This is a genomic window from Sphingopyxis sp. EG6 (genome assembly GCF_003609815.1).
In the GTDB taxonomy this organism is placed as follows: Bacteria; Pseudomonadota; Alphaproteobacteria; order Sphingomonadales; family Sphingomonadaceae; genus Sphingopyxis.
The window spans coordinates 3,326,887-3,342,813 of sequence record NZ_AP017603.1; the positions used below are offsets into that span (position 1 = coordinate 3,326,887).

Consider the following 15,927-nt stretch of genomic DNA (forward strand, 5'->3'; position numbering starts at 1 on the left):
TTGCGTGAGATTTTCGAAAACACGCCGCCGGGAAATCAAGCCGCCCGCCGCCGACTATGCACCATGATCGCGGTGAGCGCCGCGGGCGTCACCCCATCGATCCGCCCCGCCTGCCCCAGCGTTTCGGGCCGCGCCTTGGTCAGCCGCTCGACCATCTCGCGCGACAGTCCGCCGATAGCGGCATAGTTGAGCGCCGGGTCGAGCAATATTGCCTCATTCGCCGCCAAGGACCGCAATTCGGCGTCCTGCCGCGCGATATAGGGTGCATAATGGGCATCCTCGGCGACCTCCGACAGAATTGCGGGGTCGATCGCGTCGAGTTCGGACGCAAGCCGCGCGAGCCGCGCCATCGTCATCTCGGGATAGCGCAGCAGGTCGATCCGCTTGCGCGCGATCCCGTCGCCGGGCAGCGTCAGCTCGACCGCGGCATAGTCGGCGGTGCTCACCACGACATCGAGCAAAGCTTCGGCGCGCGCCCGCTTGGCCATCCGCGCCGCAAAAAGCGCCGAGGTCGCCGGGCGCACGAGCCCCAACTCGATCCCTTTCGGGGTCAGCCGTGTCGCGGCATTGTCGGCGCGCAGCCGCAGCCGATATTCGGCGCGGGCGGTCAGCATCCGATACGGTTCCGTCACTCCCTGCAGGACCAAGTCATCGACCATCACGCCGATGTATGATTCGCTTCGATCGAGGACCAGCGGATCGCGCCCCTGAACGGCGAGCGCCGCATTGGCGCCCGCGACCAGCCCCTGAGCCGCGGCTTCCTCATATCCGGTCGTGCCGTTGATCTGCCCCGCGCACCAGACGCCGGGCATCGCGCGCACCTGCAATGTCCGGTCAAGCGCACGCGGGTCGATATGATCATATTCGACCGCATAGCCCGGAACGACCATCTCGACCGATTCGAGCCCGTCCATCGTCCGCAGCATCGCGAGCTGGACATCGGCGGGCAGCGAGGTCGAAATCCCGTTCGGATAGACAAGGTGCGTGTCGAGCCCCTCCGGCTCCAGGAACACCTGATGCCCGTCGCGGTCGGCGAAGCGATGGATCTTGTCCTCGATCGACGGGCAGTAGCGCGGCCCCGCCGCGCCGATCGCGCCGGTGAATAGCGGCGAGCGATCGAGGTTCGCCGCGATGATCGCATGCGAATCGCTGTTCGTGCGCGTGATCGCGCAGAAAATCTGCGGGACCGTCCGGACTTTGTTCCACGTGGAACAGGTCCAGCTTGCCCCTTCGGCGCTGTCTGACGGCTGTTCGCCGAGCCGCCCCCAGTCGATCGTGCGCCCGTCGAGCCGCGGCGGCGTTCCTGTCTTGAGCCGCGCCATCGGCAGGTCGGCGGCGCGCAACTGGTCGGCAAGCCGGTGTGCGCCAGCTTCGCCGATGCGGCCACCTTCCATGCGCTCCTCGCCGCGGAACAATTTTCCACCGAGGAACGTGCCCGTCGCAAGCACGACTGCGCTCGCAGTCAGCGTCGTGCCATCAGCTAGCTCGAGTCCCTCGACGCGTCCTGCGTTTGACAATCGCAGCGCTGCCGCTTCACCGGCAATCACCGTGATGCCCTTCTCCGCGGCGAGCAGATTTTGGATCGCGTCGCGATATAATCTGCGGTCGGCCTGGATCCGCGGCCCCTGCACTGCCGCGCCCTTCGACGCGTTGAGCATCCGGTAATGGATCGCCGCGCTGTCGGCCGCGCGCGCCATCCAGCCGTCGAGCGCGTCGACTTCGCGCATCAGATGGCCCTTGCCGAGCCCCCCGATCGCCGGGTTGCACGACATCGTCCCGATCAGCGCTGGGTCGAAACTGACGAGCGCGACGCGTGCGTCGAGCCGCGCCGCCGCGGCAGCCGCCTCGGTTCCGGCATGCCCGCCGCCGACGACGATGACATCAAAAATCGCTGAATCCTGCATGATCGTGGGGCGCATAGCCGAAACCGCCGCTCGAATCCATCGGCGCGTAGGTCATGAAATATCTCACACAAAGACACAAAGATGGCGCGTCAGCCAACGGGGCGACACGCCATCTTTGTGCCTTGGTGTGAGAAGAAATTGGCTTACGTCCAGCGTCTCGGGAACCGCCGTTTCACGTGGAACATCATTTGCCGATGCAGAAACGCCCGAACAGCGTATCGAGCATATCCTCGACCCCGGCACGTCCGGTGATGCGGTCGAGCGCTGTCGCCGCGAGGCGCATCCGTTCGGCGAGCAGGATCAGGTCGCCAGCCTCGCGCGACCCGGATTCAATCTCAAGCCATTGTTTTGCCTCGGAAAGTTCTGCACGTTGACGCTGGCGCAGCGCCGCCTCGCCCTCGCGCGGCAACAATGTCCGCGCCATCTCGACGATCATGCGGTGGAGCCTGTCCATCCCCTCGCCCGTCGCCGCCGACAGCGTCAGGTCGCACCGCGCCGCGTCGGCTTCGGCAGCGGCATCGCCCTTCCAGCGATCGGCTTGCGCCGCGATCAGGATCGCGCGCGGATGGTCAGGCACTGCCTTCGGCGGCCCAAGCCAGAGCAAAATGTCGGCGGCGTCGACCGCCGCCTTCGCGCGGTCAATTCCGATCGCCTCGATCGCATCAGCACCTTCGCCGCGAATCCCGGCGGTGTCCGAAAAGCGCATCGCGATGCCGTCCAGCGCCAGCGGCGTTTCGATCACATCGCGCGTCGTTCCGGCCACGGGCGATACGATCGCGAGTTCCCTTTGCACGAAAGCATTGATTAAAGTTGATTTTCCGGCGTTTGGTGGCCCTGCGATCACCACCGAAAGTCCCTCGGCGATCACCTCGGCCGCGGGCCGCGCCAGCCATTCGTCCAGCTCACCCGCCAACGCTCCCATCCCCGCAATCAAGCGCTGCGCGACAACTTCGCCAACTTCCACATCATCTTCGTCGGCAAAATTGAGCTCGGCCTCGGCGCCCGCCATCAGCGTCAGCAGCCGCTCCTGCCACCCCGCGACGGCGCGCGATACATGTCCGCTAGCCATACCGAGCGCCTGCACCCGCTGGCTCTCGGTCTCGGCCGCGAGCAGGTCGGCCAGCCCCTCGGCCTCGGCGAGGTCGATCCGGCCATTGTCAAACGCGCGCCGGGTGAACTCGCCCGGCTCCGCGCGGCGCAGTCCGGACATCGCGCCCAGCGCGGCTTCGACCGCCGCGACGACCGCACGCCCGCCATGCAGATGCAATTCGGCGAGATCCTCGCCCGTCGCCGTCGTCGGCCCCGGAAACCACAGGACAAGCGCCCGGTCGAGCGGGGCACCTTCCCCGTCGCTGAGCACCGCCAGCGTTGCGCGGCGCGGCGCGGGCAAGCGTCCCGCCAGCGCCTGCAGCGCCGCCGCAGCGTTGGGTCCGCTGACGCGCACGACACCGATCGCCGCCGGCGGCATCCCGCTCGACAGCGCAAAGATCGTGTCGTTCACCTGGCTTTGGTTCAGCTCTTGCGCCCCTTGGCAGGCTTGTCGTCGCCGCTCTCGTCTGCCGACTTCGATCCGCCCATCAATCCGCCGCCGAACTGGCCGAGCAGCGACTGGACAAGCTCGAGGCCGCTGCCGCCCATCGGCACCCAGGTCTTGACCATCGACTGCACCATGTCAGGCGTGATCCCCTTCGCCATCAATTCCTTGACGCGCGAAAGATAGATGTCGTGCAGCGGTTCGAGGTCGGGAAGCCCGAACAGGCGCCGCGCCTCTTCGGGGGTGCAATCGATCTCGATATTGAACTTCATCGCCTGTCTCCGCCCCGAAATGCCGGTTAGCCGCTTGAGCCATGCTCGCGGCCCCGCTAGCTTCGCGCTTTCACAGCAAAGAAGCAAGAGACAGGAGAGCTCCCATATGGCCGCGACGAACACCACCATCCCCGCGCTCGATGGGACCAACGCTATTCCCGCCTATGTCGCGCGTCCCGACGCCGACGGGTCGCGGGCGATCATCGTCATCCCCGAAATCTTCGGCGTAAATGCCGGGATCCGCGAAAAATGCGAAGACTGGGCCGCGCAGGGCTATCTCGCGATCGCTCCCGACCTGTTCTGGCGTTTTGCCCCCGGGGTCGAGCTCAACCCCGATGTCGAGGCCGAACTGCAGGAAGCCTTCGGCTATTTCGGTCAATATGACACCGACGACGGGGTCAAGGACATCGAGGCGGCGATCCGCTGGCTTCACGCCCAGGGCGCCGCCAAGGTCGGTTGCGTCGGCTTCTGCCTTGGCGGACGGCTGGCCTATATGGCCGCGGCGCGCACCGACATCAGCGCATCGGTCGGCTATTATGGCGTGATGATCGACCAGATGCTGAACGAAAGCCACGCGATCGCGCATCCGCTGATGCTGCATATTCCCACCAGCGATCATCTGGTCGGGCCGGAAGCGCAGGCGAAGATGCATGAAGGGCTCGACCCGCATCCCAAGGTCACGCTCCACGACTATCCCGGGCTCGACCACGGCTTTGCCGCGACGAGCGGGAACCGCCGCGATGAAGCGGGCGCGCAGCTTGCCGATGGCCGCACCAAGGCCTTTTTCGCCGAGCATCTGGCATGAGCGGCGGCGGAACGGCCCACGCGGGCGTCGCGGCCTGGCACGCCTATATGGATGGCGGCGACGATCCGCAGGCGCTGCGCGACATGCTCGCCGCCGATGCCGTGTTCCACTCCCCCGTCGTCCACACCCCGCAGGAAGGGCGCGACAAGGTCTTCGCTTACCTTCATGCGGCGAGCCATGTGCTCGGCGGTGACGACTTCCGTTACGAACGCGAAATCATCGATGGCGACCAGGCGATGCTGGAGTTTGCGACGACGCTCGACGGCATCCACATCAACGGGGTCGACATCATCCGTTGGAATGGCGACGGAAAAATATCCGATTTCAAGGTGATGGTCCGCCCGCTCAAGGCGATCAACAAGGTATGGGAGAAGATGGGCGCGATGCTCGCCGCGCAAGGATGACGCGCTAGATCAGCATCAGCGCAGCGAGTTCGCGGTAGAGGTGCGGCGGCAGGTCTGCGGCGCCGTCCCGATCCGCCATGCCCTTCGGCGCATCCTCATCGGCGAGATAGCGCCACCCCTGATGCGCGCGCTTGGGCAGCGGCGGCAGGATTTCCAGATCGTCCGAACAGACGATATCGACCCGGCCATCCTTGCGATCGTCGAAGCACAAGATCCGTTGCCGCGCGACGATCCGGTGCTTGATGATCCAGTGCAGATAGCCACCGACCAGCTCGTCCATTCGCTTCGGCCGCATCCGTGTCGGTACGCGCAATTCGCCTTCGCTCGCCCGCGCCGCGACCCGGCGCGCAAAGGTTTCGACCTGCGCACAGCCGACCGCAACCTTGGTGAGATGAAGCAACGCCATCGGCAATAAATCGGGCGGCAACGGCGAAAACCAAGTCGTTTGGGGCAGAGCCTGTCGCGCGACCGGCCGCAGCCGGCCGCGCGAACATTTACCCGGGCTTGGTTTAGCCCAGCAGCGTCCCGAGCCCGACCGACGGGTCGACCCAGCCGTCGTAGATCATCTTGACCGCGACATAGACGATGACCGCGAGACCGATGTAGGCGATCCAGCGATAACGCTCGATATATTTGGCGATGATGTTCGCCGCGAGGCCCATCAGCGCGACCGCAACGATCAGGCCGACGATCATGATCCCCGGATGATCGCGCGCCGCCCCGGCGACCGCGAGCACATTGTCGAGGCTCATGCTGACGTCGGCGATGGCGACCGCCCAAGCGGCACCGGCGAAGCTCTTGGCAGGCTTCAGCCCCGAATGTTCGTCGCCGACAATTTCGGGCGAACCGGCCGAATGCGCACCATCACGCAATTCGCGCCACATTTTCCAGGCCACCCAGGCGAGCAGCAGGCCGCCGATGAAGATCAGCCCGACAATCTGCAGCAGCTGGGTGACGACCAGCGCAAAGGCGATGCGCAAGACGAGCGCGGCGAGGACGCCGATCAGGATCACCTTGCGGCGCTGTTCGGGCGGCAGGCCCGCGGCGAGCGCGCCGACGACGATCGCATTGTCGCCCGCCAGCACGAGGTCGATCAGCAACACCTGCAAAAACGCCGCCATCGCGGCGGGTTCGGTGATGTTCGAAAAATCATTGACGATATGGCCCCAGATTTCGCTGGGGCCGCCAAAGCCCTGTGCGGCCGTGGTGGCGGCGGTCAACAAAAGGTCAATCACACAGGCTCTCCGAAATAAAGCACGACCGGCATGGGGTCATAGAAGGGATGCAACAGCGCCCGCCACTGCTCATATCGTTCGGAGCGGCGGAAACCATCGCGATGGTCTTCCATGCGGTCCCAATGCACGATCAGCAAGTAGGTTTCCACCGCTTCGCACCCACGCCGCACTTCCATGCCCAAAAAACCGGGAGAGGCGGCGATCAGTGGGCGGGCGGTGGCAAGGGCGCGCTCGAAAGCGGCGCCCTGCCCGGGCCGAACCTGCAACCTGGCCTGTTCGACGATCATCCCGCCGGGCGCGACTATTGATTCATCGAATCGAAGAAATCTTCGTTGGTCTTCGAATCCTTGATCTTGTCGAGCAGGAATTCCATCGCGTCGATCGTGCCCATCTGCATGAGGATGCGGCGCAGCACCCACATTTTCGACAGCTTGTCCTTCTCGACGAGCAATTCTTCCTTGCGCGTACCCGACTTGCCGACGTCGAGCGACGGGAAGATGCGCTTGTCGGCGACCTTGCGGTCGAGCACGATTTCCGAGTTACCGGTGCCCTTGAATTCTTCGAAGATGACTTCGTCCATGCGGCTGCCGGTGTCGATCAATGCGGTCGCGATGATCGACAGCGAACCGCCCTCCTCGATGTTGCGCGCGGCGCCGAAAAAGCGCTTCGGACGCTGGAGCGCATTGGCATCGACACCGCCGGTCAGCACTTTGCCCGACGAGGGGACAACAGTGTTGTAGGCGCGGCCAAGGCGGGTGATCGAATCGAGCAGGATCACGACATCCTTCTTGTGCTCGACGAGGCGCTTGGCCTTTTCGATCACCATTTCGGCGACCTGGACGTGGCGCGTCGCAGGTTCGTCGAAGGTCGAGGAGACGACCTCGCCTTTCACGCTGCGCTGCATGTCGGTGACTTCCTCGGGGCGTTCGTCGACGAGCAGGACGATCAGGTAAACCTCAGGATGGTTGTCGGTGATTGCCTTGGCGATATTCTGCAGCAGCACCGTCTTACCCGTGCGCGGCGGCGCGACGATCAGCGCGCGCTGGCCCTTGCCCTGCGGGCTGACGAGATCGATGACGCGCGCCGACTTGTCCTTGACCGTCGGATCGACGGTGTCGAGCGACAGCTTCTGGTTTGGATAGAGTGGCGTCAAATTGTCGAAATTGACGCGGTGGCGAACGACGTCGGGATCGTCGAAATTGACGCTGATCAGCTTGGTCAGCGCGAAATAGCGTTCGCCGTCACGCGGCGCGCGGATTTCGCCCTCGACCGTGTCGCCGGTGCGCAGGCCATATTTGCGGACCTGGTTCGGCGAAACATAAATGTCGTCGGGACCCGCAAGATAATTGGCATCCGACGAGCGCAGGAACCCGAACGAGTCGGGGAGAACCTCGATCGTGCCCGAACCGATGATTTCTTCGCCCTCTTCGGCGAGTTCTTTCAGGATCGAGAACATCAGGTCCTGCTTGCGCAGCGTCGATGCGCCCTCGACGCCCAGTTCTTCCGCCATTTCGACGAGCTGGGCAGGCGCTTTGGTTTTGAGTTCTTTAAGATGCATGGGATGGATTCCGGGTGATATTCAGGAAAAAATGCCGTTGTTTTTCATTGCACCGCAAGGGTGCCTATCCGGCCGGGGGACGACCGTTTGCGATAGCTCCGACGCTGGGGAAGCGTCGCCCGACTGGCGGGATTGCCATGGCCACTATCCCTCGCGCCATGCCAAGTCAATCGGGCTGGCCTCGATCCCCGCGCCAGCGGCGCGCGATCAGGACCGAATGACAGCCAGGATCACGATGATCGCCGCGGCGACGCCGGGGATTTCGTTGAGCAGCCGGAGCTGCTTTTCGGTCAGCGGCCGCAAACCCTGTTGCAGCTTTTTGAAATAACCGATCATCCAGCCGTGATAGCCCGACAGCGCAAGCACCAGGATCAATTTGGCGATGAACCAGGTTTCACCCCAATAATTGCCGTTGAAGGCGAGCAGCAGCCCGAGCAGCCAGACGATCGTCAGCGACGGGTTCAGGATGATCCGGCGGAGCCGATCCTCGCGCTCGATCCATTTCTTATCTTCGTCCGACCCGACCGGGCATTGGTGGTGATAGACGAAGAAGCGCGGCATCATGAACAGGCCGGCCATCAGGAAAATCACAAAAATGATATGCGCGGCTTTGACCCAAAGCATCGTCGCCCCCAAAAATCCTGCCCAGTCTGCCATAACTACCCGCCGCGAACGCGCCTGATCAGATGCTCGACATGCGCGATCGGCGTGTCGGGCACGATCCCGTGGCCGAGATTGAAGATATGGGGACGCGCCGGGAAGGCCGCAAGGATGCGGTCGATCGCGGCGTCGAGCGCTTCGCCGCCCGCGACGAGCGCAAGCGGGTCGAGATTGCCCTGCACGGGAAGGTGCGGCGGCAGCGCCGCGTCGGCCCACACCGGATCGACCGTCTCGTCGAGCCCGATCGCGTCGACGAGGGTTTCGTCGGCATAGGCGCGGAGTTTCCCGCCTGCCCCCTTGGGAAAGCCGATCACCGGGGTGTCGGGATGGATGGCCTTCAGACGGCTGACGATTTCGGCATTGGGCGCGATGACCCAGCGTTCGAACTGCGCCGGGCTGAGGCTGCCCGCCCAGCTGTCGAACAATTGCACGGCTTCGACGCCATGTTCGATCTGGCCCGCGAGGTAATTTACCGTAACATCGACGATCGCATCGATGATGGTCTGGAAGCCGTCCGGATCGCCGAATGCCATGCGCCGCGCGGCGGCTTGGTCCTTCGACCCCTGCCCCGCCACCATATAGGTAGCGACCGTCCAGGGACTGCCTGCAAAGCCCAGAAAGGTCGTCTCGGGCGGAAGCGCCGACGCAACGCGCGCGACGGTTGCATAAATGGGATCAAGCCGCTCGGGCGCGGCTTCGAGCGATGCCAAGGCGGCATCCACCAGCGGCGGAGCAAGTCGCGGCCCCTCGCCCGCTTCGAACCACAAATGTTGGCCAAGCGCGTGCGGGACGACGAGGATGTCCGAAAAGAGGATTGAGCCGTCAAAACCAAAGCGCCGGATCGGTTGCAACGTCACTTCGGCCGCCGCTTCGGGATCGTAGCAAAGCTCGAGAAAGCCGCCCTTGGTTTCCCGCAGCGCGCGATATTCGGGCAGATAGCGCCCAGCCTGGCGCATCAGCCACAGCGCTGGACGTTCCTGCCGTGCCCCGCGCAGCGTTGCGAGCAGGTTTTTCGATGACGCCTTCACGCGGCCCCTCTTTCTCTCTTCATAAATATTTAAATAGGATTGTGGTGGTTTGTTGGTCGCCGGACAAGCGCGGCTTTAGGCCGGGGCGTCCCTTTTGCCAACAGCTTGACTCCCCGATCGATACGTCGGCGGCCAGAGTCGCAAGGCATGATCCCCCTAATTCACAGCCTGTGGATAAGATTCGTCCCTTGTGGAAAACAGGTGGAGCGGAATCGGCAGCGTCGGGGATGAATCCATCGTCCCGATTTGCTCCCGGCGCTTGCCCCAAACTTATCCACAGGCGGTGCCGTGGAGCGTTTTCGACGAGCCGCACGACATATCCCGTTCGTGTCGAGCGACGTCGAAACACCCGGTAGCCGTGCGCTCTCCAAGTGTGTCTCGACCTCGCTCGACACGAACGGAAATGGGGATGATCTGGAAATCGCCCGATCTTCTCCTCCACCTCCCTGCTTGCCTTTTTCCACGCCTTTGGCCCAAGTGGCGCGATGGGCCGACTTCACCTTCATCTCATATCCGACTCCACGGGCGAGACACTGGAAAATATCGCCAAGGCGGCGATCGCGCAGTTCGACGATGTCGAGGTGGTGCGCCATTTCTGGCCGATGGTGCGATCGGAATCGCATCTCGACCGCATCATGGCCGAGGTGCAGGCGAGTCCGGGGATGATCCTGTTCACGCTGGTGAACGGCGAGCTGCGCGCCAGCCTCGAACGCCGCGCCGGCGCGCTCAATCTGCCGCTCGTCCCCGCGCTCGACGCGGTGACCGACGCCTTGTCGCGCATGCTGGGCCAGGAAGCGAAGGCGCGGCCGGGCCGCCAGCATCAGCTCGACGCCGCCTATTTCGCGCGGGTCGAGGCGATCCAGTTCACCGTCGCGCACGACGATGGCATCGGCTGGGAAAATTGGGAACAGGCCGACATTGTCCTTGCAGGCGTTTCGCGCACGTCAAAGACGCCGACCAGCATCTACCTTGCCAACCGCGGCTTCAAGACCGCGAACATCCCGATCGTCCCCGAATCCCCGCCCCCCGACGCCCTGTACCGGCTCAAGCGTCCGATGGTCGTCGGGCTGACGACCGGGCTCGACCGGCTCGTGCAGGTGCGGCGTAACCGACTGCTCTCGCTCAATCAGGCACCCGAAACCTCCTATGTCGACGACGAACGCGTGAAGGCCGAGCTTGCCTATGCGCGGCGGATGTTCGCCGACAACGGCTGGCCGGTGATCGACGTGACCCGGCGTTCGATCGAGGAAACCGCCGCGGCGGTGATCAAGCTGGTCGAGGATCGGGCGAGCGCATGACGTTGCTGCTCGCCTCGCAAAGCAGCGGCCGCGCGGCGATGCTCCGCGCCGCCGGGCTGGAATTTGAAACCACCGCCGCGCATGTCGATGAAGAAGCGCTCACCGCGTCGTTGCTCGCCGCCGGTCAGACCGCGCGCAATATCGCCGACGCGCTCGCCGAGGCCAAGGCGATCAAAATCTCGTCGCGCCTGCCCGGCGTCACCGTGATCGGCGCCGACTCGACGCTCGCCCTCGACGATGGCGCGATGCTGTCCAAACCCGCCAGTCCCGAAGAGGCCGCCGACCATTTGCGCCGCATGGCGGGGACGCGCCACCGGCTGTTCAGCGCCGTGGTCGCGGCGCGCGATGGGTCGCCGGTGTGGCGCGCGGTGGGCGAGGCGAAGCTGTGGATGCGTCCCTTGTCGGACGCGTTCATCACCGCCTATGTCGCGGAGCAATGGGACAGCATCCGCTGGACCGTCGGCTGTTACGAGATTGAAGGAGCGGGCGTGCAATTGTTCGACCGGGTCGAAGGCGATCCCTGGACTATCGTCGGGATGCCGATGCTGCCGCTCTTGTCGTGGCTCCGCACGACCGGGCTGGCATCGTCATGAGCGGGCCATCCTATGCCGAGGTGATCGGCGATCCGATCGCGCAATCGAAATCCCCGCTGATCCACAAATTCTGGCTCGACGCCTTGGGCCTCGCGGGCGATTATCGCCGTTCCCACGTCACGCCCGACGCGCTCGCCGCCTTTGTCGAACAGCGCCGCGCCGACCCCGATTGGCGCGGCTGCAATGTCACGATCCCGCACAAGGTGGCGGTCATGGATCTGGTCGATGATCCGGGCAATATCCGCGGGACGATCGGCGCGATGAACACGATCGTTCGCCAGTCTGATGGGTCGGTCATCGGCACCAACACCGACGCCGCGGGTTTTTATGCGCCGCTGGCCGACCTCGATCTGGAGGGTGCGCCGGTCGCCGTGGTGGGCGCGGGCGGCGCGGCGCGGGCGGTGCTGTTCGCGCTCGCGCGCGCGGGGGTCGGACATGTGACAATCCTCAATCGCAGTCCGCTCAAAGCCATGGGGCTGCTCGCGACCTTTGGCCTCAAGGGCGAGGTTGTCGGGCTCGATTCATCGCTTCCGCCGGTATCGCTGCTGGTCAATTCGAGCAGCCTCGGGATGACCGGCCAGCCGCCGCTCGACCTCGACCTTTCGCCGCTCCCGGACGATGCGATCGTCTATGACCTCGTCTATGCGCCGCTCCAGACCGGGTTGCTGGGGGCCGCCGAGGCGCGCGGGCTCGACACCGTCGACGGCCTCGACATGCTGATCGGGCAGGCGGCGCTTGCCTTCGAGCTATTTTTTGGTGCTCCGCCGCCCGAAGGCCGCGACGACGAACTGCGCGGGCTGCTCACCGCATGAGGCATCATCCGCGTCCCGGTTCGCGGCTGCGGCGACCCTTCATCCTCGGCCTCACCGGATCGATCGGCATGGGCAAATCGACCGCGGCGGCGATGTTCGAGCATGAAGGCGTGCCGGTGTTCGACGCCGATGCCGAAGTCCACCGGTTGCAGGGGCCGGGCGGCGCGCTCGTCGCCGCGATCGAGGCGCGCTTTCCGGGCACCACCGGACCCGGCGGCGTCGATCGCCAGAAACTGGGCGGGCTGGTGCTCGGCAACCGCCATGAACTCGCCGCGCTCGAAGCCATCGTCCATCCTGCGGTGTTCCGGGCGCAGAAAAAATTCCTCGCCCGCCACCGCGCGCGCGACGTCGTGGTCCTCGACATCCCGCTCTTGTTCGAAAAGGGCGGCTGGCGCCGCGTCGGTGCGATCGCGGTGGTGTCGGCGCCGACCTGGATGCAGACCAAGCGCGTCATGCGCCGCCCGGGAATGACCTATGACCGTCTGAAGGCGATTCGCCGCCTGCAGGTGCCCGACCGCGTCAAGCGCGCGCGCGCCGATTTCATTATCGAAACGGGCGGACCGAAAAGCGAGACGCATCGCCAGATTCGCGCCATCGCCTCTTGTTTCCGCGCCCGATAGGGTCCAGATTAACCGCTCAATGCGCGAGATTATCTTCGATACGGAAACCACGGGATTCGATCCCAAGACCGGGGACAGGCTGGTCGAAATCGGGTGCATCGAACTGGTCGACCGCCGCGAAACCGGCCAGACCTTCCACGCCTATTTCAACCCCGAACGCGACATGCCCGCCGCCGCCGAAGCGGTGCACGGCCTGTCGATCCAGTTCCTGTCGGACAAGCCGTTGTTCGCAACCCGCGTCGACGATCTGCTCGAATTTCTCGGCGACGCGCCGCTGGTCGCGCACAATGCCGCGTTCGACTTCGGTTTCGTCAACGCCGAACTCGCGCGCGCGGGCCGTCCCGCGCTCGACATGGCGCGGATGTGCTGCACGGTCCAGATGGCGCGCAAGCTCCATCCGGGCGCCAAGCACAGCCTCGACGCGCTCTGCACGCGCTACGGCATCGACCGCAGCCACCGCGTCAAGCATGGCGCACTGCTCGATGCGGAACTGCTCGCGCACCTCTACATCGAAATGACCGGCGGCCGGCAGATCGGGCTGGGACTCGCGGCGTCGGCGACCAACGTCCCGACGCTCGCCGCCGCGGCCCCTGCGGTACCGCGCGGCGGCGATCGTCCGTTCCGCGAACCCCGACCCCATATGGCATCGGCCGCCGATCTGGCACGCCATGCCGAATTTGTCGCAGGGCTGAACCAGCCGCTGTGGCTCGATACGGTGTGATGGTGATCGCATAAGTCATCGCACCGGCCAAGAAGGAGAAGAAAAATGGAAATCCGCGTCTCTGGCCACCAGATCGAAACCGGCGAAGCGCTGCAGGCGCATGTGTCGGACCGGATGAACGCGATTGCCGACAAATATTTTTCGCGCGCGATCGGGGCGCACGCGACCTTTGGCAAGGGGCCGCACGACAGTTTCCAGTGCGACATCGTCGCGCATGTGATGCAGGGGCTGGTGCTCAAGGGGCATGGCCAGGCGCAGGACGCGCATGTCGCGTTCGAAGGGGCGGCCGAGCGCATCGAAAAGCAGCTGCGCCGCTATATGCGACGATTGAAAGACCGGAATAGCGGTCCGGCGCAGCCTTCACCGACGGTCGACGAGATCGACGACAATGCGAGCTATATCGTCTTTGACGGTGGCGGCGAGGAAGATGCCGGCGACGCCCCCGCGATCATCGCGGAAACACGCGTCGACATCCCCAACAGCAGCGTGTCCGACGCGGTGATGATGCTCGACCTTCGCAACACCAACGCCTTGCTGTTCGTCAACAGCAAGACGGGTTCGCACAATATGGTCTATCGCCGCGACGACGGGACGATCGGCTGGGTCGAACCACGATAGGGCTGGATTTTCTTCGCCAACCGGCATAAGGGCCGCGCCCAATACGTCCTATGCCGGTATGGCGGGGCTCCGGTATGACCTCGCCGCGATCGTCCTTGCGGAGTGCCCGGCCCAATTGCCCGGCGGCTACACAGATTTGACCAGAACCATGAACCTTTCTTCCCTTCTCTATCCCGCGACCGTGCGCGCGCACGTCCAGCTCGATTCGAAAAAGGCGCTTTTTCCCTTTGTCGGCGACCTCGCCAGCCGCTCGCTCGGGCTCGACGCGGGCGAAGTCAGCGAAGCGCTGCTCGAACGCGAGCGCCTCGGTTCGACCGGGTTCGGGCGCGGAATCGCTCTGCCGCACGCCAAGATGGCCGATCTGACCGGGGTGCGCGGGCTGTTTCTGCAATTGTCGCGCCCCATCGACTTCAACGCGGTCGATGGCCTGCCGGTCGATCTGTTGTTCGTGCTGCTGTCGCCGCTCGACGCGGGTGCCGATCATCTCAAGGCGCTGGCCGGGGTGTCGCGGATGCTGCGCAACGAAGCGATCGCCGAACGGCTGCGCGGGGCCAAAAGCGACGAAGCGCTCTATGCGCTGCTCGCCGATACCGAAACGCGTGACGCGGCCTGACGCCGCGGCGCGAACTGGCGCATGACGCGGCTGACCAGCCGCTTCCTTGTCGACCTGTTGCTGCGCCGCACCGAATCGGCGGGCGGATTTGCGACGATCCTCGTCAAAGGCGACGAGCATTCGGGGATCATCCTTGTCCAATGCGCCGAGCGCGGCCAGCCCGGGCCGCTGCTTGAACGGCGCTTTTCCCCGACTGGCGACTATATATGGGAGGCGGTCGGCCCCGCCGACCCCAAAGATGGTGAATCGCGCGCCAACTACCAGGACCGTCGGCAAAAGGCCGATCCTGATCTATGGATCGTCGAACTGGATATCGCAGATGCGCCACGACTCGTCGCGGAGTGGGCTGCGTTAACTTGACTCTGTTGCAGCGCACAATAAGTGGCGCGCATTCGATAACGCGTAGGTCGGCCCGCGGGTTGCATTGTCTTGACGATGCCCCGGCAGAACGGGCTGGACACGCAGTCGGACGATGACCGCAAGCGGCGATACTGGACCATAGTCCCCCGCTTGTTTTGAGAGGTTCGGTTCATCGGCCGCACTTTTGACGGACAATATGAGTCGTATCCTGAATACAGCCAGCGTGGCTGCCGTCGGCATGACTGCCGCGACCATGCTGCTTTTGGCGGAACCCGGTTTTGCGAGCGATCTTGCTGCCGACGCCAATCTTCCCGCCCTGCTCGCCCCGAGCGCACCTGCGCCGGTCGCGACCGATCAGGCGGATCTGTCGATCGAGGCCAATGCGCCGGTCGCAGACATCAGCAAGAACGACGACCAGACCCCCGCGCCGGAAGCGAAGCCGACCCCGGTGACCGCCGAATCGCTCGCCGCGCTTGTCGCCGCGACCCCGCGCCCCGCCGACATCGACCCCGAACTGCGCTGCCTCGCCGGTGCGGTCTATTTCGAATCGCGCGGCGAATCGCTCCCCGGCCAGCTTGCGGTCGCGCATGTCGTGATCAACCGCGCCGAGTCGGGCCGCTTCCCCAAGAGCCTGTGCGGTGTCGTCCATCAGAAAAGCCAGTTCAGCTTTGTGCGCGGCGGCAAGATGCCGGCGGTCCGCGAAGGCGCCCAGTGGAACAACGCCCTCGCGATCGCGCAGATCGCGCGCGACGGCAGCTGGAAGAATCATGCGCCGGGCGCGCTGTTCTTTCACGCCCGCTATGTCTCGCCGGGCTGGCGCAAGACGCGCATCGCGCAGATCGACAACCACATCTTTTATCGCTGAACCGGACGCCGCCGCGCCGCGGCGGCA

At 64.8% G+C, this 15,927-nt stretch carries 20 protein-coding genes; 11 read left to right on the forward strand and 9 right to left on the reverse strand.

Annotated features, from left to right (window positions below; genetic code table 11):
• Positions 1 to 35 precede the first annotated feature (35 nt).
• The 3 genes from mnmG to SPYCW_RS16115 form a co-directional block, all read right to left on the reverse strand.
• Positions 36 to 1,904, reverse strand: coding sequence for a tRNA uridine-5-carboxymethylaminomethyl(34) synthesis enzyme MnmG (mnmG, locus tag SPYCW_RS16105; protein WP_120218356.1), 1,869 nt, complete (start codon positions 1,902 to 1,904; stop codon positions 36 to 38).
• A 184-nt stretch (positions 1,905 to 2,088) separates the two neighbouring features.
• Positions 2,089 to 3,405 carry a tRNA uridine-5-carboxymethylaminomethyl(34) synthesis GTPase MnmE gene (gene mnmE, locus SPYCW_RS16110; protein WP_120217667.1) on the reverse strand — a complete coding sequence of 439 codons (1,317 nt, stop codon included), beginning with the start codon at positions 3,403 to 3,405 and terminating at the stop codon, positions 2,089 to 2,091.
• A gap of 11 nt (positions 3,406 to 3,416) precedes the next feature.
• Positions 3,417 to 3,710 (reverse strand): DUF6489 family protein, encoded by a 294-nt coding sequence (locus SPYCW_RS16115; protein WP_120217668.1) that lies wholly within the window; start codon positions 3,708 to 3,710, stop codon positions 3,417 to 3,419.
• 106 nt (positions 3,711 to 3,816) lie between these two features.
• Here SPYCW_RS16115 and SPYCW_RS16120 point away from each other — a divergent pair, with 106 nt between their 5' ends.
• Together SPYCW_RS16120 and SPYCW_RS16125 are read left to right on the forward strand one after the other, a co-directional pair.
• Positions 3,817 to 4,515, forward strand: coding sequence for a dienelactone hydrolase family protein (locus SPYCW_RS16120; RefSeq protein ID WP_120217669.1), 699 nt, complete (start codon positions 3,817 to 3,819; stop codon positions 4,513 to 4,515).
• On the forward strand, positions 4,512 to 4,919 hold the full coding sequence (locus SPYCW_RS16125) for a nuclear transport factor 2 family protein (RefSeq protein WP_120217670.1): 408 nt from the start codon (positions 4,512 to 4,514) through the stop codon (positions 4,917 to 4,919). Before SPYCW_RS16120 ends, SPYCW_RS16125 begins: the two co-directional genes overlap by 4 nt.
• A 4-nt stretch (positions 4,920 to 4,923) precedes the next feature.
• Here the strand turns inward: SPYCW_RS16125 and SPYCW_RS16130 are convergent, their stop codons facing one another.
• The 6 genes from SPYCW_RS16130 to hemE form a co-directional block, all read right to left on the reverse strand.
• Positions 4,924 to 5,325 carry a DUF1489 family protein gene (locus SPYCW_RS16130; protein WP_120217671.1) on the reverse strand — a complete coding sequence of 134 codons (402 nt, stop codon included), beginning with the start codon at positions 5,323 to 5,325 and terminating at the stop codon, positions 4,924 to 4,926.
• 103 nt (positions 5,326 to 5,428) lie between these two features.
• A complete protein-coding gene (locus SPYCW_RS16135; protein WP_120217672.1) occupies positions 5,429 to 6,154 on the reverse strand; it encodes a TerC family protein in 726 nt (241 codons plus the stop codon).
• A complete protein-coding gene (locus tag SPYCW_RS16140; RefSeq protein WP_120217673.1) occupies positions 6,151 to 6,441 on the reverse strand; it encodes an antibiotic biosynthesis monooxygenase family protein in 291 nt (96 codons plus the stop codon). Before SPYCW_RS16140 ends, SPYCW_RS16135 begins: the two co-directional genes overlap by 4 nt.
• Positions 6,442 to 6,455: 14 nt before the next feature.
• Positions 6,456 to 7,712, reverse strand: coding sequence for a transcription termination factor Rho (gene rho, locus SPYCW_RS16145; protein ID WP_120217674.1), 1,257 nt, complete (start codon positions 7,710 to 7,712; stop codon positions 6,456 to 6,458).
• 207 nt (positions 7,713 to 7,919) lie between these two features.
• Positions 7,920 to 8,369 (reverse strand): CopD family protein, encoded by a 450-nt coding sequence (locus SPYCW_RS16150; RefSeq protein ID WP_120217675.1) that lies wholly within the window; start codon positions 8,367 to 8,369, stop codon positions 7,920 to 7,922.
• A 2-nt stretch (positions 8,370 to 8,371) separates the two neighbouring features.
• Positions 8,372 to 9,400, reverse strand: coding sequence for a uroporphyrinogen decarboxylase (gene hemE, locus SPYCW_RS16155; protein WP_120217676.1), 1,029 nt, complete (start codon positions 9,398 to 9,400; stop codon positions 8,372 to 8,374).
• A 485-nt stretch (positions 9,401 to 9,885) separates the two neighbouring features.
• Here hemE and SPYCW_RS16165 point away from each other — a divergent pair, with 485 nt between their 5' ends.
• From SPYCW_RS16165 to SPYCW_RS16205, 9 genes are all read left to right on the forward strand, one after another.
• On the forward strand, positions 9,886 to 10,698 hold the full coding sequence (locus SPYCW_RS16165) for a pyruvate, water dikinase regulatory protein (RefSeq protein WP_120217677.1): 813 nt from the start codon (positions 9,886 to 9,888) through the stop codon (positions 10,696 to 10,698).
• On the forward strand, positions 10,695 to 11,291 hold the full coding sequence (locus SPYCW_RS16170) for a Maf family protein (RefSeq protein ID WP_120217678.1): 597 nt from the start codon (positions 10,695 to 10,697) through the stop codon (positions 11,289 to 11,291). The genes SPYCW_RS16165 and SPYCW_RS16170 overlap by 4 nt, the downstream gene beginning before the upstream one ends.
• Positions 11,288 to 12,103 (forward strand): shikimate dehydrogenase, encoded by an 816-nt coding sequence (gene aroE, locus SPYCW_RS16175; RefSeq protein ID WP_120217679.1) that lies wholly within the window; start codon positions 11,288 to 11,290, stop codon positions 12,101 to 12,103. Before SPYCW_RS16170 ends, aroE begins: the two co-directional genes overlap by 4 nt.
• Positions 12,100 to 12,723, forward strand: a complete 624-nt coding sequence (coaE, locus tag SPYCW_RS16180; protein WP_120217680.1) for a dephospho-CoA kinase — start codon at positions 12,100 to 12,102, stop codon at positions 12,721 to 12,723. The genes aroE and coaE overlap by 4 nt, the downstream gene beginning before the upstream one ends.
• Positions 12,724 to 12,742: 19 nt before the next feature.
• Entirely contained in the window at positions 12,743 to 13,444 is a 702-nt protein-coding gene (dnaQ, locus tag SPYCW_RS16185) for a DNA polymerase III subunit epsilon (RefSeq protein WP_120217681.1), read from the forward strand.
• Positions 13,445 to 13,489: 45 nt separating this feature from the next.
• Positions 13,490 to 14,062, forward strand: coding sequence for a ribosome hibernation-promoting factor, HPF/YfiA family (gene hpf, locus SPYCW_RS16190; protein ID WP_120217682.1), 573 nt, complete (start codon positions 13,490 to 13,492; stop codon positions 14,060 to 14,062).
• 148 nt (positions 14,063 to 14,210) lie between these two features.
• The gene (locus SPYCW_RS16195; RefSeq protein WP_088439859.1) at positions 14,211 to 14,675 is read left to right on the forward strand and encodes a PTS sugar transporter subunit IIA; all 465 of its coding nucleotides are present in this window, start codon (positions 14,211 to 14,213) and stop codon (positions 14,673 to 14,675) included.
• A 21-nt stretch (positions 14,676 to 14,696) separates the two neighbouring features.
• Complete coding sequence (locus tag SPYCW_RS16200; protein WP_120217683.1) at positions 14,697 to 15,035, forward strand: DUF1491 family protein; 339 nt, start codon at positions 14,697 to 14,699, stop codon at positions 15,033 to 15,035.
• A gap of 196 nt (positions 15,036 to 15,231) precedes the next feature.
• Complete coding sequence (locus SPYCW_RS16205) at positions 15,232 to 15,900, forward strand: cell wall hydrolase (RefSeq protein ID WP_120217684.1); 669 nt, start codon at positions 15,232 to 15,234, stop codon at positions 15,898 to 15,900.
• The last annotated feature ends 27 nt before the right edge of the window (positions 15,901 to 15,927 follow it).